This window comes from Arthrobacter sp. Soil_N43, assembly GCF_057655195.1.
Genome location: NZ_JBDGML010000116.1, coordinates 14,122 through 30,538, shown reverse-complemented (window position 1 = coordinate 30,538; position 16,417 = coordinate 14,122). Strand labels below are relative to the sequence as shown.

The following is a 16,417-nucleotide window of genomic DNA, read 5'->3' as shown; positions in this document are numbered from 1 at the left end:
ACAATGACCGCCATCACCGAAACCAAGCTCGAATTCGCCAAGCTGGGCTCCCGCATCGGCGCCGAGATCCGCGGCCTTGACCTCAGCGGAGACCTTCCGGCGGAGACCGTGGCGCAGATCCGCGCCGCGCTGAACGAACACAAGGCGCTCGTCTTCCGGGAAGCCAACATCCGCTCCGACGAGGCCCAGGTGAAATTCGCCAGCCACTTCGGACCGCTGACCAAGGCCCACCCCACCGTTGCCTCCGTGGAGGGCGAGGAAAACGTCCTGCCGGTGGACAGCGAGAACGGCTCCGCCAACAACTGGCACACCGACGTCACGTTCGTGGTCAACCCGCCGCAGGCATCCACGCTGCGCAGCATCGACCTGCCGGCCTACGGCGGCGAGACACTGATCGCTTCGTCCGCCGCGGCGTACCGCGACCTGCCGGATGAACTGCGGAACTTCGCCGACACCCTGTGGGCCATCCACACCAACGACTACGACTACTCGGTGCCGAAGAATCTGGAGCACGCCAACGCCGAGGAGCGCCGCAAGGAGTTCACCCGGCTCAAGTTCGAGACCGCCCACCCGGTGGTGCGCGTCCACCCGCTGACCGGCGAGCGCGGGTTGTTCATTGGGGGCTTCGCGCAGCGCCTGCGGATCGTCGGGCTGTCCAACACCGAGTCCCGGGACATCATCCGGCTGCTCCAGGCCTACGTCACGCGGCCCGAGAACGTGGTGCGGGTCAACTGGGAGCCCAACCAGCTGGTGTTGTTCGACAACAGGATCACCCAGCACTACGCCCCGGACAACTACGACGGCCAGCCGCGCAAGCTCAACCGCGTGACCATCGCCGGAGACATTCCGGTGAGCGTCGACGGAACACCCAGCCAGGCGCTCAAGGGCGACTCGTCCACGTATTCGGAGGTTGCGCCGCTTAACTGACGCGCCGCCGTCGTCCTGGCCCAACCAGCTCGCGTCAACGTCGTTTTGAGCGCTCCTAACGACATCTGCTGCGACCTGGTTGGGCCATGCGGGTTTAAGCGCGGGTTTAAGGGATGACGCTCCCGCGGGCCGTGATCCAGAGCCGGTACCACTCCTCACGGGTCATGGTCTGCGCCACCCTGGACGCCCCGGCACAGGCCCGGATCCGGTCCGGGTTCGCCGTGCCGATCACCGGAGCGATGCCGGCCGGGTGCCTCATCAGCCATCCCAGCAGCACGGCCTCCCTGGTGGTTTCCCTGTCCCGTGCCATGTCGGAGAGCAGCTGGGCGGTGGCGTCTTCGGCAAGCGTGGGCCGTTCAGGCGGGTTACCGGTGTAGTGCCCCCGCGCCAGGGCGCCGTAGGCCTGCAGGGTAATCCCCCGGCGGGCGCAGTATTCCAGGGTGCCGTGCGGGAAGCTGTAGTCCGCGGCGCCCGGGTGGTTGACCAGCACGGTGCTCTCCAGCCAGTCGCGTTTGAGCAGGCTCAGTTCGAGCTGGTTCGCGATCACGGGCGTCTCGAGGCTGTCCTGCAGGAACTCGATCTGGGCCGCGGACATGTTGGACACCCCCAGCGCGCGCACCTTGCCGTCCGCCATCAGCTTCCCGACGGCGGAGCTCACCTCCGCGGGATCCATCAGGGGATCGGGGCGGTGCAGCAGGAGGACGTCGACGTAGTCGGTGCGCAGCCGTTCCAGGCTGCCGTTCACCCGTTCGATGATGGCGTCCGCGCTCAGGTCGTAGTGGGTCTCCAGGCCCCGCTCATTGAGCCGGATACCGCACTTGGTCTGCAGCTGGATGCGGTCCCTCAGCCCGGGAGACTCGGCAAGGACCTCGCCGAAGACCGCCTCCGATTTCCCGTTCCGGTAGATGTCCGCATGGTCGAACAGAGTGACCCCGATGTCCATCGCGGCCTCGACCGCCGCCGCAGCGGTTTCAACGTCGGTCATGGTGTACGGCGCCGTGGACCAGCTCCCGCCCAGGCCCATGCAGCCGTAGATCAGCCGTCCGCTGTTCACCTGGCCGGAAGCCGTTGCAGTTTCTTCAGTCATTGCATCACTCTTTCACTTCCGCCGGAGAAGTCCCAGCAGTTGAATGCGCCGGTTAAATGCGCCGGTGGCGGCACCCTGGCGAAAGGGCACGGCCACCGGCACGGTTTCACTGCGGTCAGCTGCTGCGGTTAGCGCAGCCAGGCCGTGGTGTTGGCCGGCAGCTTGCCGCCGTCCAGCGGGGCGCTGCTGACCAGCACGCTTCCGGCGGGAAGCTCGACGGCGGTGTCGCCGAAGTTGGTCACGGACTGCCAGCCGCCGGGGCGGCGGAAGTGCAGGACCTCCGGGTTGCCGGTTTCAATCCACTCCAGCTCTTCCGCAGCCTGCAGTTCGCGGCGCAGCTTCAGCGCCGTACGGTACAGCTCGAGGGTGGAACCCTCGGTGCCCTCCTGCGCCTCGACGGCGTGCTTGCTGAACCAGTCCGGCTGCGGCAGGTGCGCACCGCCGTCGCCGAAGCCGAAGGAGGTCCCTTCAACCTTCCACGGGAGCGGCACGCGGCAGCCGTCGCGGCCCACTTCCACGCCCCTGTTGCGGAAGAACGAGGGGTCCTGGCGCTCGGATTCCGGGATTTCGGCGACTTCCTGCAGGCCCAGTTCCTCGCCCTGGTACAGGTAGGCCGAACCGGGCACGGCGAGCATCAGCAGGGTGGCGGCGCGGGCGCGGCGCTCGCCGAGCTCCACGTCCAGGTCCTCCTTGGGCCCGCCGGCCAGCAGCCAGGCCTTGCCGTCCTGGCCCTTGGCGGGTGTGCCCTTCGTGCCCTTGGTTCCCTTGGGCAGGCCGTAGCGGGTGGCGTGCCGGACGACGTCGTGGTTCGAGAAGACCCAGGTGGAGGAGGCTCCTGTGGCGGCGGCCTCGGCCAGGTTGCGGGTGATAATTTCCTTGAATTCCTCGGCGTCAAAGTCGGCCTGCAGGAGGTCGAAGTTGAAGGCCTGGCCCAGTCCCTCGGGGCTCGCGTACCGGGCCCGGCGGGTGGCGTGCACCCAGGCCTCGGCCACCGCGGTGCGCGGCGGGTTGTACTCGTTGAACACCTCGCGCCACTCCGCGTAGACCTCGTGGACCTCATCGCGGTCCCAGAACGGGTGTGAACCGTCGCTGAACCCGTCCGTGCCGGTGTTGGCGGCACTCAGTTCCAGCTTGGACAGCAGCGGCTCGGTGAGGTCCTTGGTCAGGGCGTGCGCGACGTCCACACGGAAGCCGTCCACGCCGCGGTCGGACCAGAAACGCAGGGTCTTGAGGAAGTCGTCACGGATTTCCCGGTTGGCCCAGTTCAGGTCCGGCTGTTCCTTGGCGAAGATGTGCATGTACCACTGGCCGGGCGTGCCGTCCGGTTCGGTGATGCGCTCCCAGGCGGGACCGCCAAAGACGGAGTCCCAGTCCGACGGCGGGAACTCGCCGTTGGGGCCCTTGCCGTCACGGAAGATGTAGCGGTCCCGCGCGGCGGAGCCCTTCGGGGACGCGAGGGCCTCCCGGAACCATTCGTGCCGGTCCGAGGAATGGTTCGGGACGATGTCCGCGATCAGCTTGATGCCCGCAGCGTGCAGGGCCGCCGCCATCTCGTCGAAGTCCTCCAGCGTGCCGAGTTTCGGGTCCACGTCCCGGTAGTCGTCTACGTCATAACCGCCGTCGGCGAGCGCCGAGGGGTAGAAGGGGCTCAGCCAGACGGCGTCGATTCCCAGCGACTTCAGGTACGGGACCTTGGCCGTGATGCCCTTGATGTCGCCCAGGCCGTCGCCGTTCGAATCGGAAAAGCTGCGGGGGTAGATCTGGTAGACGGACGCCTGGCGCCACCAGTTCGGATCGGCCAGACGGTCGGAATCGGACAGGGTTGCCAGCGTGGCGGTGGTGGACAAGGGATGATCCTTTTCTTGTGGTTGAGGTTGTTGCTGGACTGGATTGATGGGTCTACTTGACGGCCCCGCGCATGACTCCGGACAGTACCCAACGCTGGGCCAGGATGTAAACCACCAGTGTGGGTGCCATGGCCATCAGGTACGACGCGAATGCGAGGCTGTAGTTGGTGTTGAACTCGCCCTGGAAGAGCATCTGCACGACGGGCAGGGTCTGCAGGGCGGGGTCGGCGATCATCATCTGCGGCAGCAGGAAGTCGTTCCACGAGCCGAGGAAGGCGAAGATGCCAACCGTGGCGTTCATGGGGGCCAGCAGCGGGAAGATGATCTTGCGGAACACCTGCCAGGTGGTGGCGCCGTCCATGCGGGCCGATTCCTCCAGCTCCACCGGGATGGAGCGGACGAACGCGATGTAGAGCAGGGTGTTGAAGGAGATGCCGCCGAGCACGTGCAGGAACACGACGCCTGCGGGGTTGTCCAGGCCAAGGAGTGCCGTCTGCTTGATCAGCGGCAGGATGATCACCGGAAACGGGATGAACATGGCCGACAGCAGGTACACGAAGGACCCGCGGAAGAACTTCCGGTTCCAGTTCCGTGCGATGGCGTAGGCCACGAGGGAGCTGCAGGCCAGGGATCCCAGAACGCTGAAGACCGTCACGAAGGCGGTGGACATGAAGGCGCGCGGGAAGTTGGTGGCCACATACGCTGCGGCGAAGTTCTCCCAGTTCATCGGGTTCGGCCAGGCCAGGCCTGTCCCGCCGATCTGGTCCGGGGATTTCAGGGCCATGGCCACGGTGAAGTACAGCGGCAGCAGGACTGTCAGGGAGGCCACCAGCATCAGCGCGGTGAGCCACCAGTTGACCTTGTAGCCTTCGCGGCTGGACTTGCGGGTCCTGCCGGCCTGCCGTGTGTTGTTCACCGGCTTGGAAAGTGTGGATGCGGTCATTAGAGAGAAACCCCCCGGCGCTGGATGAGGCGCAGCTGGATGACGGAGATCAGCAAGGTGATCAGGAAGTAGATGACGGCATTGGCCATCTGGTAGGAGTAGTCCCCGCCGGTGAAGCCGGAGAAGATGCGCATGGCCACGGACTGCGTCGCCATGCCCGGGCCGCCGCCGGTGAGGCCCACGATGATCTCGTAGGTGCCCAGGAAGCCCTTGAACCCGAGGATCACATTGATCACCAGGTACCCCATGATCAGCGGGAGCGTGAGGCTCAGGAACTGCCGGAAACTGCCGGCACCGTCCAGGTCCGCGGCTTCATACACCTCGGAGGGCACGCTCTGCAGGCCCGCCAGGTAAATGATGGTGGCGCCGGGAGCTGCCTGCCACACGGTGACCAGCACAATGGCGATCCAGGCCAGGTTCTCGTTGGCCAGGATGCTGGTGGCCAGGGGTGTGTAGCCAAGCCGTTCCATCAGCACCGGCAGGGAATTGGAGAAAAGGTAATTGAAGACGAAGGACACGATCAGGGCGGACAGCACCATGGGGATGAAGAACACGGTGCGGATGCCGGTGCGCCACTTGATCTTGGCGTTCAGGCCCAGTGCGATGGCCAGCGCCACAACATTCACCACCACGGTGGTGGTCAGGGCGAAAACGAACGTGAAGACATAGGACTGCAGGACCGCCGGATCCTTGAAGATGTTGACGTAGTTGGACAGTCCGATGAACTTCCAGTCGCCGTAGCCGGCATAGTTCGTGAGGCTGAAGAAGACGCCCACGAGTGCCGGCAGGGTGATGAAGAAGGCGAACAGTGCCAGGACCGGCAGCACCATCCAGTAGTACGTGGGATCGATGCTGTTCTTGGACCGGAACGTTCCGGTCTTTTCGGAGGCGGACGTCGGGTTCTGGCGTCCTGCGGGACGGGCTGTCTGGGCCACCCGGGAAGTGATAGTCATTGGGGCTCCTGAAATCGGGGTGGGGGTCAGAGCGCGGTGCGCTCGGCGACCCGGCGCCATTCGTCGTCGAGGGCGGAGAGGAACTGCTGGCCGTTCTTGCCGTACACAAAGGACTGCACGTAGTTGTACAGCGGCACCGACGGCGGGAAGTACGTGGTGGCCCCCTGGTAGTAGCGTCCCTCGGTGACCGAGCCGCTCAGACCGGTGATCTGGGGGTTTTCGACGGCGGGAGCGTCCTTGAGGGGTGAGAACGCGGCGTTCTTCGCGTTGTAGGTGTTCACCACTGAGGGTTCGAGCAGATAGCTGACGAACCGCTGCGCCGCGGCCATGTTCGGAGTGTTCCGGGTAATGGAAAGCGCCATGTCCACGTTCACGCGGGCTTTGGTGTCCGCGGGGTTGTTGGTGACCGGAAGCGGGAAGGACCCGAGCCGGACGTTCTTGTTGGCTGCCACCAGCTGGGAGAGCGCCCACGGGCCCTGCAGGTACATGGCGGCCTGCCCCTTCGCGAATGCGGCGTTGCCGTCAGCGTAGTTCTTGCTGGCTGCGCCGTTTTGTGAGTAGGCCGCCAGCTGCAGCATCTTGGGCAGTGCCGGCCCGAAGTTGCTGGTGAAGGACTCCGGGGCACCCTGGGTGATGTTGGCTCCCCGTGCGGTGAGCTTCGAGAAGAAGTCCGCCACGTCCAGCGTGCCGCCGGCAACGTAGTCGAACATGCCCTGCCCCAGGGTCCAGTTGTCCTTGAACGTTCCGTAGATGGGGGTGATGCCGGCTGCCTTGAACGTTTCGCACGCGGCCACGAATTCGTCCCACGTGGTGGGAACCTGCACCCCCTTGGCCGCGAAAATGGTCCGGTTGTAGATGACGCCCGCTGCGGCCAGGGAGAACGGCAGGGCGCTGGTTTCGTTGCCGTTGTACTGCCCCCAGGAGCTGACCAGGTCCTGGACCTTGGGATCAATCGTGGCGGCCACCGGCATGTCGGACAGGTCGGCAAAGACGCCTTTGCGGACGAAGTCGGCGGTGGCCTGCGCGAAGCCGCGGGTCACCACGTCCGGCGGATCGTTGCGCACCAGTCCGGGCACGAAGTTGCCTTCGTTGAAGTCCTGGATCACGCGGATGTCCGGGTTCAGTGCTTCGAAGTCCTTGATGACCTGGTTGAAGTAGGCCACGACCTCGGGCTTGTTCTGCATGAACCGCAGGGTGGTGACCCCGTTCTGTGTGCTGGGCGTGGCGCCGCACCCGGTGAGCGGCAGCATGGCTGCGGCGCCGGCAAGGCCGGCGGCCTTCAGCAGCGCGCGCCTGCTCAGCGGGGCGGTTCTGCCAAGAGCGTCCGCGTTCACAGGGCGGAAACCGACGAGCGGGCCTGGCGGCGCTGGTGGGGCTGGGGTCCGGGCGGGCAGTGCTTCAGGATGCTGTTCACGGTTGCTCCTTTGCAAAAGGCTGGGTGAAGAACTGGAAGAAAAGCCAGTGGTCGGCGGCCGTCCGGCCCACCATGCTCTAAGTTTATTTGGGATCTAAATTTAGTTCCTCAAGTATTATGTGGTGAAAAGCACAAGGAGGTCAACACCATGTCTGAGATGACGGCGGCAACGCCCCAGCTGTTGCGGCGGGTGAGTGCCGGAGCCGTCCTGGACTTCATGCGCGCTTCCCAGGCAGTGACCGTCACCGAAGTCATGCAGGCCACCGGGCTCACCCGGGCCACCGCCATCTCCGTGTGCGAGGACCTCATGGAGCGCGGCTGGATCAGGGAGCTGGAAAACCAGCGGGCCTTCGGCGGCTACCAAAAGGGCCGGCCGGCGCGCCGGTTCGAGCTCAACGAACGCGCCGGCTACGTGCTCGGCATGGACGTGGGCATCGCCAAGGCCACCGTGGTGGTGTCCGATCTCCGCGGAAAAGCGCTGGGGCGGTCCAGCCAGCCGTTCGCCGGCGCCGAAATCCCGGCAGAGGAACGCATCGCGGTGATTGACCGCACGGCCATGATGGCGCTGCACAGTGTGGGCGCCTCGCCCGAGTCGGTGCTCGCCGTGTGCGCGGGGATCGCCGCCCCGGTGGACCGCAACGGCGATGTTTTGGTCACCCAGCACTTCTGGGGGCTGTTCGACGTCGGGCTCAAGGCGGCGCTCCGGGACCTCCGCGGGTGGACGGTACTCCTTGAAAACGACGCAAACCTGGCCGCCTTGGGAGACCGCTGGCGCGGCGCGGCCGCCGGCGTGGACGACGTCGTGGTCATCCTGGCGAGTGAACGCTTTGGTTCCGGGGTCATCGACGACGGGCGCCTGCTGCACGGCGTGGGCGGCGGCGCCGGCGAATTCGCATTCCTGGACATGGTGGAAGGCGTGGGAGACACCTACGGCATTGCCTCGCTGGCCCGGGTCTGGGCCGCCGAGGCCCTCGCGGGCAAGGCCAAAACCTCACTCCGAGAGCATGCCGCCGAAGGCCCCGAAGCGGAACATGTATTCGCCGCTGCGGCTGCGGGGGACGCCGTTGCCTTGAAGATCCTGGACCGGCTGGCCGACCGGATGGCACGCGTGATCGCACCGGTCGCCACTGTCATAAACCCCGAGCTGGTGGTCATCGGCGGTGCCGTGGCAAACTCCGCCGGGGTGCTGCTGGAGGACATCGCCGATCGGCTCAAGAAGTTTACCGTCACGCCGCCGAGGTTGGCCGTGTCCCCGCTGGGCGACTCGATCGTCACCGTGGGAGCCGTCAGGTGCGCCCTGGATTACGTGGAGAAAAACAGCCTGGACCTGGAGCTGTCCCTGCCGGCCTGACCCGCTTCGCCGAGCACCTGCACAGACCACCGCCAACCACCACCGCCACAAACAGCGCGAACGTACACTTGGGGCCCCTCTGCGGCGCAGCTGCGGGGCCCCAAGTGTACGTTCGCGCTTGTTCTGTTCCGGGGCTGTCCTACTCCGGCATGATCATGGTCCGCAGGTCGAGCTGCCGGAGCACCCTGTCGGCCACCTCGGGGTCCGTGTCAGGCTCATTGCGGGCCGCCACGACTTCCTGGCGCGCGGCGTCCAGGGCGATGGTCTGGACGGTGATGGCCAGCTCCCTCCCCCGCTCGCGCTTCTCGGCCAGGCTCTCATTGCGAAGGCTGCCGTCCAGCAGCTCGGCGTGGAGCCTGGTCATCTTCTCCCTCACCAGCGCCACCTTCTCCGGCGGCAGCTCCTTCACCAGCTCGTGGTCCTTCAGGGCCGCCACGGCCGCAGCCTGCGCACGGCGGGCCAGGACCCGCGCCGCATCCCGCTCTTCCGTGCCGTCCTGGGAGGCCTTCAGGACCTTCATCAGCCACGGCAGGGTCAGCCCGGGCAGCACCAGCGTGGCCAGCAGCACGGCGCACGCTATGACGAGCAGCTGGTCCCGGGCCGGGAACGGCGTGCCGTCCGCGAGGGCAAGCGGAAGCGCCAACGCAAGGGCCAGTGTGGCCAGGCCGCGCATGCCGCACCACGTCAGGATCAGGACCTCTTTTGCGGAGGTCGGCTGCAGCACGTTCTTCCGCTTGCGGGCGGACAGCGCCAGCAGCCCCAGCCAGCCGAACCGCACCGCGAAGACCAGGATGCAGACCACCACGGCCGTCCCCACCATGCCGAGGACCGCCGAGCCCTCCGTGCGGATCACGTCCTGGATTTCGAGCCCCACAAGGCCAAACGCCAGCCCGGTGACAAGGAGCTCCACCACGTCCCAGAACGCCGTTCGGGTGACCCGCTCGGCGGCGTCCTGCGGCCGGGCGTGCCGCTGCATTTCCAGGGCAGTGACCACGACGGCGATCACACCGGATGCGTGGAATTCCTCCGCCAGGATGTAGGCCGCAAACGGCACCACCAGGGTGACCGCACTCCGTGCGACCATGGAGGCCACCAGCCGCGTGATCAGTGACGTCAGCCAGCCCATGGCGATGCCCACCACGACGGCAAGCGCCGCCCCCACAACGAACTTCAGGACGACGTCGGGCCCTATTTTGGTGCCTTCAACAGCGGCGGCCACGGCCGCCTGGAAGATGACGATGGCCGCGGCGTCGTTGAACAGGCCTTCGCTCTGCAGCACCGTGATCAGGCGCCGGGGCATGTGGACGCGGCCGGCAACAGACTCCACCGCAACCGGATCCGGCGGGGCCACCATGGCGCCCAGCGCGATGGCAGCGGGGATGCCGATCCCGGGGATCATGAGCCACGCAGCGCCGGCCACCACCGCCGTGGATATCACCACGAGGGCCACCGCGAGCATGATGAGTGTGCGCCACCGGACCCGGAAGACCGCCCAGGAGCTGCGCTGGGCCGTGGCGAACAGCAGCGGCGGCAGGAAGATCGGCAGGATCAGCTCGGGCGGAATCTCCAGGTCCGGGAATCCCGGGATGAACGTCAGGGCCACGGCCAGGAGGAGCATCAGGACCGGGTACGGCAGACGCAGCCGGTCCCCCAGGCCCACGGCCACCACGGTGGCGAGCAGGAGTCCGACGATGAGTGCCAGCTGGTCCATATACCCCTTACTTCACCGGTTCAAGCGCGGCCGAAACCGGCAGGGTGCCGTCCCGGAATTCGATCGTCCTGCCGGCGCATCCGGGCAGGTCCAGCACGGCCGCGGCGACGATGGCCACGTTGGCCCGCGACGTCTGGGTGCCGGAGGACGGGTCGGACGGGTCCACGTCGATCAGCCCGTTGCCGGGTCCGTCCGTCAGCGAACCGGGCCCCAGGATGGTCCAGGAGAGCCCGGAGCCGCGGAGGTATTCGTCCGCCGCGGCCTTGGCCTCCGCGTAGGCATGGAAGCTGTGGTCTGCGGGCACACCGTGGTCCGGACCGGCGCCGAAGTAGGAGACCATGACGTAGCGGTTCACGCCGGCTTCCACTGCGGCGTCGATGGAGCGGATGGCGGCATCGCGGTCCACCGCGTAGGTGCGCTGCGGGTTCCCTCCCCCGGCGCCGGCTGACCAAACCACGGCGTCGTGGTTCCGGAGCGCGGCGGCGATTTCCGCCGTCGTCGAATTTTCCACGTCAAGGACCGACGGCGACGCACCGGTGGCGGCGACGTCGGCAGCGTGGTCGGGGTTGCGGATGAAGGACGTGACGCTGTGCCCCTCGTCCGTGAGCAGGGCGGACAGCTGGAGGGCCACTTTGCCGTGGCCGCCGATGATTGCGATACGGGTCATGCCCCCATTCTGTCCCAGCGGGCGGCTGCGTCCCAGCCGCCCGCTGGGACGCAGCCGCACGCGTCAGGTGCGGTTGGCGTAGCGGAGGAACACGACGCCGTTGCGGAAGCGCCGTTCTTCCAGCAGTTCAAGGCGCAGGCGGACGCCGTCGGGGAGGTACTTTTTGCCGCCTCCCACCGCCAAAGGAGAGATGAACATCTGAAACTCGTCCACCAGGCCTGCCCGGATGGCGGAGGAGGCGAGCTCCGGACCGCCCACGGCCAGGTCCTGCCCGGCATCCGCCTTGAGCTGCCTGACGGCGTCGGCGTCGAACTCCCGCTCGATGCGGGTCCGCTCGCTGGACGGCCTGTCCAGTGTCCGGGAGAACACCACCTTGTCGGCCGCCTTCCAGAGCTCAGCAAAGTCCTGGATATAGGGAGGTTCCTGCGCGAAGGCGGACGGGTCTTCCCACGCCACCATGACCTCATAGAGGCGCCGCCCGAACAGAAAGGTGCCTATCCCGCGCTGCAGCCCGTTGACGAAGGTGTGCACTTCCTCGTCCGGTTCGCCCCAGTCGAAACGGCCGTCGCGGTCCGCCACGTAGCCGTCCAGGGACATGATGAACGAGTAGATCAGATTGGCCATGACGGGCCTCCTGTCGGTGCCTGATGCAGTCCGAGCCTAGGCTCCCGACCCTAGATCTCCCGCAGCTTTGTGACAATGCTTCGGGGTTTCCGGCGGCCCGCCGCAGCAATGGCACAGGATTCCATCAAGACCTCGTCAAGAATCAGGTCCGGTGCAGCCTCGGCTGTAATGCTGGTCTTCGCATCAAATTTTGCGCCACTTTTCACGAGACTTAAATGGGGGAAATCATGCCGGCAGGCCTGTTCAAGCACGTCCGAAAACGGGCGGCATCACTCGCCGCATCCATCCGTCCCGCCGTCTGGGGCAGGTCCCTTGCCGCGTCCGCCGTGGCGGGCGGCCTGCTGCTCGCCGGGGTGGCTGTCCCCGCGGAGGCCGCGTCCTACTATTCGGCGCCCCTGCGGACCGCGGCCCGGTCCCTTGCGGTGGCAGCCGAGAACAACGCCGGGTACGACAGGAACCGCTACTTCGGCTACTGGAATGACACCAACCGCGACTGCCAGAACACCAGGGCCGAAGTCCTCCTTCAGGAGACAAAGTCGGCCGTGACCTACACGACGGCGCGGCGGTGCACCCTGCGCACCGGCCGCTGGGTGTCCGTCTGGGACAACCGGGTCCACACCTCGGCGTCGGCCGTGGAGATCGACCACACCGTGCCGGTGCATGAGGCGTGGGGCTCGGGGGCGCGGTACTGGTCCCAGGCGCGGCGCGTTGCGTTCTACAACGACCTCGGCGACTCCCGTTCCCTGAACGCGCTGACGGCGGCGCTGAACTCCGCCAAACAGGCCAGGGGGCCGGAATCCTGGATGCCTCCCGCGAACCGCTGCGCCTACATCGGCCAGTGGATTGCGGTAAAGATCCGGTGGGGCCTGCGGGTGGACAGCGTGGAGAAGGCCGCGCTGGTCCGCTACGCAGACTCCTGCCCGAATGTGCGCGTCAGCGTCACCAGGGTTTAGGGGTTCCCGCCGCTGCCGGTGAGACAGGGCTTCCTGTCCTGCCCTACCGGTGGAGGAAGAACGGCCCCGCGCTGCCCGACGGCGGCGCGGGGCCTTTTCATGCCCGGGGCGCCTTCATATCGGGGCACCTCTACGCCGGGCACCGTCATGCCGGGGCGTCTGGCGCCTGCACCGGCCGGCCCGGCGCATTGAGGTCGATGATCGGAAGGTGGCCGTCCGTGCGGATGGCGTCGCCGCCGCCGTTGCGGTGGTGGTAGCCGGAGGAGAAGTTCCGGATCACGTGCACTGATTCCACGGCGTTGGCCGCCCGAAGGGTCTCGATGATGAAGTCCCGCTCTTCGTCGGTCCGGTCGGCGATTTTGTGGGTGATCTGGAAGGTGAAGAGGGACAGGCCGACACTTCGGTCGTACGTGCCGGCGCCCACCCAGTCCACCGCGAGTCCTCCGGGCAGCATCCAGCCCTCCGGACACTTCCAGAACCGGACATGATGCCTCTTGCGCGGGTTCCCCTCGATCTCCCGCTGGAACGCCATGTCCTGCCTGTTCCCGAACACATAAAGGGAACTCACCGGCGCGGCCGGATAGCTGCGTCCCAGGACGGTCGATTCAAGAGTCCGCCAGGCAGTGCCGGGAGTAACGGGGTCAGCCTCGACCCATCCGGCCGTGATCATGGCGTGCCGCAGTTCCTCCGCCGGACCGATGACCGCGAGATTGACCGGATCACCGAGCACCCCGTCACCGGTGCGCGTCCGACCGATGAAGTAGTCCGGGATGTAGAGGCTGCTGAGAATCTTGTGGATACGCGGCAACAGCGCATAGGCCAGGATCAGCCACACGGGCAGGAACACCCAGACCTGTTCAGGCCCTCGCGCCAGGCGTGCCAGCAGGAAGTAGTAGACCGCCCAGCCCACTGCCACCGTAATGGCCCCGTACAGCACCCTCTGAAGCACCGCCAGCACGGTGGCCCAGCGGCTCTGCCTGCGTTCCGTCCGGCTCTCCGGCCGGGAATGGTCCGGTTCGGCCGGAGCGGGCCGATTAACTTCACCCGATGTCACTGCCCGTTCTCCTCCTTTGCCGGATCGTCACCATGAATACTCTGTCATCCCTGGGCATGTGTGCGCGGGTCGATGACAACCCAGTGCTGCACCATGGTCCCCAGGCGTTAACGCTCAAGCCCCATGGAAGCACACCCGTCAGCACATGGCCGTTGCTGACTGCCAGTCACATCGCACTTTGGCGTTGAAACACTCGATTTTTTTGTTGACTCTGCAATGTCGCCCGAAGGACTCTTGAGGCTACCTACGCCACCTTGGGGGACACCGTGTACGACGTGAATTTTTTCGATGAGAAGCAGGCCATTACCGCGTTCGCGGACCGTGTCCCCCAAAGCGTGGCCATGGCGGCAGCCTTGGAGTTCCACGCCAACCGGTCCTCCGGTAATCTGACGGCCATCCCAAACCGCCGAAACGTACTGATGTTTTTCGGTATCGGAGGGATCGGCAAAACCACGCTGTCGGACCGTCTCGAAGCGTGGATCAAGGATGAACTAGAAGACCCGGGCGAGTGGGGGGAACCTCCGGATATCGATCGGATCGTGACGGGACGCTGGGAACTGAACAATTCGCACGGCAACCTCTCCGCCGCACGGCTGCTGATCGACCTTCGCGACACCATGGGAAAGTCCCAAAGGAACTGGCCCGCTTTCGACGTCGCGTTTTCTTCTTACTTCAGCAGTATCCGTCCAGGGGAGCCGTTGCCCGAGCTGGCAGGGAACACTGCGCCCGTGGAATCGGGCGTCGTAACCTTGGCCCAGAACGTTGTGCAGGACCTCAAGGACTTCAGCAGCGATCTGGAATTGGATTATTCAAACCTTGTGTCCGAAGCCGGAGGCGGTCTTCTGCGCAGCGCCATCAAAGTCCTGCGGGTCGCGGCCCGGCGGCACCAGGCCTTTAAGCACGCGCCCCAGCTGGACCGCCTGCTTGACAGATGTTCACGGGAGCCGTCTCCGGAGAATCAAATGCCGCATCTGGTTCCCCACATCATGTCGATGCTGACCTTGGACATGAATGCCCTGCCGGTGGGCAAACGTCCAGTACCTGTGATCTTCATAGACCATTTCGAGAAGGTACAGACTCCAGGACGGAGGCTCGGAGAGGAACTGCTGAATGCCTGTATCCATGCCCTGCCAGGAGTGCTGTTCGTCATCACAGGACGAAATCGGATGGACTGGGACTCGGATTCGCGACTCTCCCTGCCCAAGGCCGGGGCCGCAGCCTGGCCTGGCCTTGTCAAAGGAGCCGCCGAGGATCCGCGACAACACCTCGTCGGATCCCTATCCGAGGAAGACACCCGGAGCGTGGTCACCCAGCGTGCGGAAATTGAAGGCATAGCGCTCGCGCCTGCCGTGGTGGAGGCCATAGTCACAGCAACCAGGGGATGGCCCATTCACATCGATGCTGTTGCTACCTACATCAGGAACGTCGCAGCAGACGGCCGGCGGGTCCGAGTGGACGATGTCCGCGGAGATTTGACCACGATCATGGAGCTCCTTGTCGAGGACCTGCCCGATGACGAAACGAAGGCACTACAGGCAGCATGCCTGCTTCCGTTCTTTGACACCGCCCTTGCTGCAGCCGTGGGAAACGTCGATGAGGGCGCGGTGATCCGCTTCACGGGCCGTGCCATCATCATCAAGACCTCGGCCAGGATGTACCCCTTCCGGGTCCACGACGCCGTCCGCGACGCCGTCAAATCAGCGGGTCCCCATGCGTCAGGCGGGTGGTCCGAACGGGATTGGGCTTCCGCTGCCCGCAGGGGACTCGCCGAGGCACACAGCCGCTACGACGCCGGCAAGGCACTCCATGACGACGCCGCCATGATCCGCGCACTCGGGCTTGCCTTGCGCATCTGCCAGGACTACAGCCTCTGGGATGAATGGCTCACCGAGGCCGTGCCACACACCCCATCATTTGCCGGCATGGAGGACGTCATGCCAAGCCGCGGGACCCAGGGACTGACGCGCGAAGTAGAAGACACCCTCGAGTACGTTGCAGCCCATGAGATGGGTTCCACTGAAGAAAGCCTGGAAGTATTCAAACGCCTCGAATCAGGTGGCGGTTGCATGGCACGGTCAGCGTCGTTATGGATTGCGTACAGGCTGCGATCCTTGGGCAGATTCGCTGAAGCCAGCGAGCAGATCGCCGCGCTGATGGACACCCAGCCGGACAGGAAAGACCTGTTGCGGCGACAAAGCGCCATCACGCTCGCGATGGGCCGGCGTTTCCAGGACGGAATGGCCGCCGCGGACCAACTCAACCCGGAGCCAAGAGGCAGTACCCGGGACTACATTCGTCAGTTCCACGGAGACTTCTCGGGATTCATGGAATCAACGAGCCAGCGCCTCGCCGATGTCACGGCGAAACGGACCCGGCGCTACCATCTCGAGCTCGAAAGCCGCCTCGTGCGTGCCCGTGCTCTGTGCGGCACCGGCAACGAAAGTGAAACCCGCCAGTTTTACGACTATGTGACGGCCGTGGGCTTCCGTGTCGGACGGAAGCACGCACTGACAGCGCTCGGCTACTTTTGCATCACGGACCGTTCAAAAATCGCCTCCATCGCTGAGGAACTGCAGTCCGTGCAGACGGTCGCCGGGCCTCTCGAAGCTCAGGAGGCCGAGCTGTTGGCATTACATGCCCTGGCGCTGAACGACACTGCCCTGGGCGAAGAAGTCGCCTCGCGCTTCTCGGAAAATCCCCGGCCCTCTCCTCTGTGGATCAGGGCCGAGATTCTCCTGGAAGAACTCGGTATCCGTGTTGCGACAGTAGAAACTCAGTGGACAGAGCCCTATGACGTTGTTAGGGCACGATGGCTCAAGCTGTACCGTGAGCTGATCGCACGCCAGCCGTGACAGAAAAACCCCCGGAATCTCGCGGATTCCGGGG

The 16,417-nt window shown here is 65.6% G+C and carries 13 protein-coding genes; 4 read left to right on the top strand and 9 right to left on the bottom strand.

Annotation, left to right across the window (positions count from 1 at the left end; all coding sequences use genetic code 11):
- Positions 1-3 precede the first annotated feature (3 nt).
- On the top strand, positions 4-927 hold the full coding sequence (locus AC3A3W_RS17665) for a TauD/TfdA dioxygenase family protein (RefSeq protein WP_309986126.1): 924 nt from the start codon (positions 4-6) through the stop codon (positions 925-927).
- 106 nt (positions 928-1,033) lie between these two features.
- Here AC3A3W_RS17665 and AC3A3W_RS17660 read toward each other — a convergent pair whose 3' ends face one another.
- The 5 genes from AC3A3W_RS17660 to AC3A3W_RS17640 form a co-directional block, all read right to left on the bottom strand.
- The gene (locus AC3A3W_RS17660; RefSeq protein ID WP_487444303.1) at positions 1,034-2,014 is read right to left on the bottom strand and encodes an aldo/keto reductase; all 981 of its coding nucleotides are present in this window, start codon (positions 2,012-2,014) and stop codon (positions 1,034-1,036) included.
- A gap of 128 nt (positions 2,015-2,142) precedes the next feature.
- Positions 2,143-3,861 carry a glycoside hydrolase family 13 protein gene (locus AC3A3W_RS17655; protein WP_487444302.1) on the bottom strand — a complete coding sequence of 573 codons (1,719 nt, stop codon included), beginning with the start codon at positions 3,859-3,861 and terminating at the stop codon, positions 2,143-2,145.
- A 52-nt stretch (positions 3,862-3,913) separates the two neighbouring features.
- Positions 3,914-4,804: a carbohydrate ABC transporter permease gene (locus AC3A3W_RS17650; RefSeq protein ID WP_487444301.1), complete on the bottom strand. Its 891-nt coding sequence runs from the start codon at positions 4,802-4,804 to the stop codon at positions 3,914-3,916.
- A complete protein-coding gene (locus tag AC3A3W_RS17645) occupies positions 4,804-5,757 on the bottom strand; it encodes a carbohydrate ABC transporter permease (RefSeq protein WP_487444300.1) in 954 nt (317 codons plus the stop codon). Before AC3A3W_RS17645 ends, AC3A3W_RS17650 begins: the two co-directional genes overlap by 1 nt.
- Positions 5,758-5,783: 26 nt before the next feature.
- Positions 5,784-7,091: an ABC transporter substrate-binding protein gene (locus AC3A3W_RS17640; protein ID WP_487444299.1), complete on the bottom strand. Its 1,308-nt coding sequence runs from the start codon at positions 7,089-7,091 to the stop codon at positions 5,784-5,786.
- Positions 7,092-7,319: 228 nt separating this feature from the next.
- Here AC3A3W_RS17640 and AC3A3W_RS17635 point away from each other — a divergent pair, with 228 nt between their 5' ends.
- Positions 7,320-8,522, top strand: coding sequence for an ROK family transcriptional regulator (locus AC3A3W_RS17635; protein WP_487444298.1), 1,203 nt, complete (start codon positions 7,320-7,322; stop codon positions 8,520-8,522).
- Positions 8,523-8,661: 139 nt separating this feature from the next.
- Here AC3A3W_RS17635 and AC3A3W_RS17630 read toward each other — a convergent pair whose 3' ends face one another.
- The 3 genes from AC3A3W_RS17630 to AC3A3W_RS17620 all read right to left on the bottom strand — a co-directional run bounded on the left by AC3A3W_RS17630 (position 8,662) and on the right by AC3A3W_RS17620 (position 11,524).
- On the bottom strand, positions 8,662-10,233 hold the full coding sequence (locus tag AC3A3W_RS17630) for a Na+/H+ antiporter (protein WP_487444297.1): 1,572 nt from the start codon (positions 10,231-10,233) through the stop codon (positions 8,662-8,664).
- Between the two features lie 7 nt (positions 10,234-10,240).
- Entirely contained in the window at positions 10,241-10,900 is a 660-nt protein-coding gene (locus tag AC3A3W_RS17625) for an NAD(P)H-binding protein (protein WP_487444296.1), read from the bottom strand.
- A gap of 63 nt (positions 10,901-10,963) precedes the next feature.
- Positions 10,964-11,524 carry a dihydrofolate reductase family protein gene (locus AC3A3W_RS17620; protein WP_487444295.1) on the bottom strand — a complete coding sequence of 187 codons (561 nt, stop codon included), beginning with the start codon at positions 11,522-11,524 and terminating at the stop codon, positions 10,964-10,966.
- A gap of 215 nt (positions 11,525-11,739) precedes the next feature.
- Between AC3A3W_RS17620 and AC3A3W_RS17615 the strand changes: the two genes are divergently transcribed.
- Positions 11,740-12,477, top strand: a complete 738-nt coding sequence (locus tag AC3A3W_RS17615) for an HNH endonuclease family protein (protein WP_487444294.1) — start codon at positions 11,740-11,742, stop codon at positions 12,475-12,477.
- 145 nt (positions 12,478-12,622) lie between these two features.
- Here the strand turns inward: AC3A3W_RS17615 and AC3A3W_RS17610 are convergent, their stop codons facing one another.
- A complete protein-coding gene (locus tag AC3A3W_RS17610; RefSeq protein ID WP_487444293.1) occupies positions 12,623-13,531 on the bottom strand; it encodes an LssY C-terminal domain-containing protein in 909 nt (302 codons plus the stop codon).
- Positions 13,532-13,806: 275 nt separating this feature from the next.
- Between AC3A3W_RS17610 and AC3A3W_RS17605 the strand changes: the two genes are divergently transcribed.
- Entirely contained in the window at positions 13,807-16,383 is a 2,577-nt protein-coding gene (locus AC3A3W_RS17605; RefSeq protein ID WP_487444292.1) for a hypothetical protein, read from the top strand.
- The last annotated feature ends 34 nt before the right edge of the window (positions 16,384-16,417 follow it).

Coding starts and splice junctions, on each gene's coding strand:
- AC3A3W_RS17660 (WP_487444303.1), bottom strand. CDS start 2,014: ATGACTGAAGAAACTGCAACGGCTTCCGGCCAGGTGAACAGCGGACGG.
- AC3A3W_RS17620 (WP_487444295.1), bottom strand. CDS start 11,524: ATGGCCAATCTGATCTACTCGTTCATCATGTCCCTGGACGGCTACGTG.
- AC3A3W_RS17645 (WP_487444300.1), bottom strand. CDS start 5,757: ATGACTATCACTTCCCGGGTGGCCCAGACAGCCCGTCCCGCAGGACGC.
- AC3A3W_RS17635 (WP_487444298.1), top strand. CDS start 7,320: ATGTCTGAGATGACGGCGGCAACGCCCCAGCTGTTGCGGCGGGTGAGT.
- AC3A3W_RS17625 (WP_487444296.1), bottom strand. CDS start 10,900: ATGACCCGTATCGCAATCATCGGCGGCCACGGCAAAGTGGCCCTCCAG.
- AC3A3W_RS17650 (WP_487444301.1), bottom strand. CDS start 4,804: ATGACCGCATCCACACTTTCCAAGCCGGTGAACAACACACGGCAGGCC.
- AC3A3W_RS17665 (WP_309986126.1), top strand. CDS start 4: ATGACCGCCATCACCGAAACCAAGCTCGAATTCGCCAAGCTGGGCTCC.
- AC3A3W_RS17615 (WP_487444294.1), top strand. CDS start 11,740: ATGGGGGAAATCATGCCGGCAGGCCTGTTCAAGCACGTCCGAAAACGG.
- AC3A3W_RS17630 (WP_487444297.1), bottom strand. CDS start 10,233: ATGGACCAGCTGGCACTCATCGTCGGACTCCTGCTCGCCACCGTGGTG.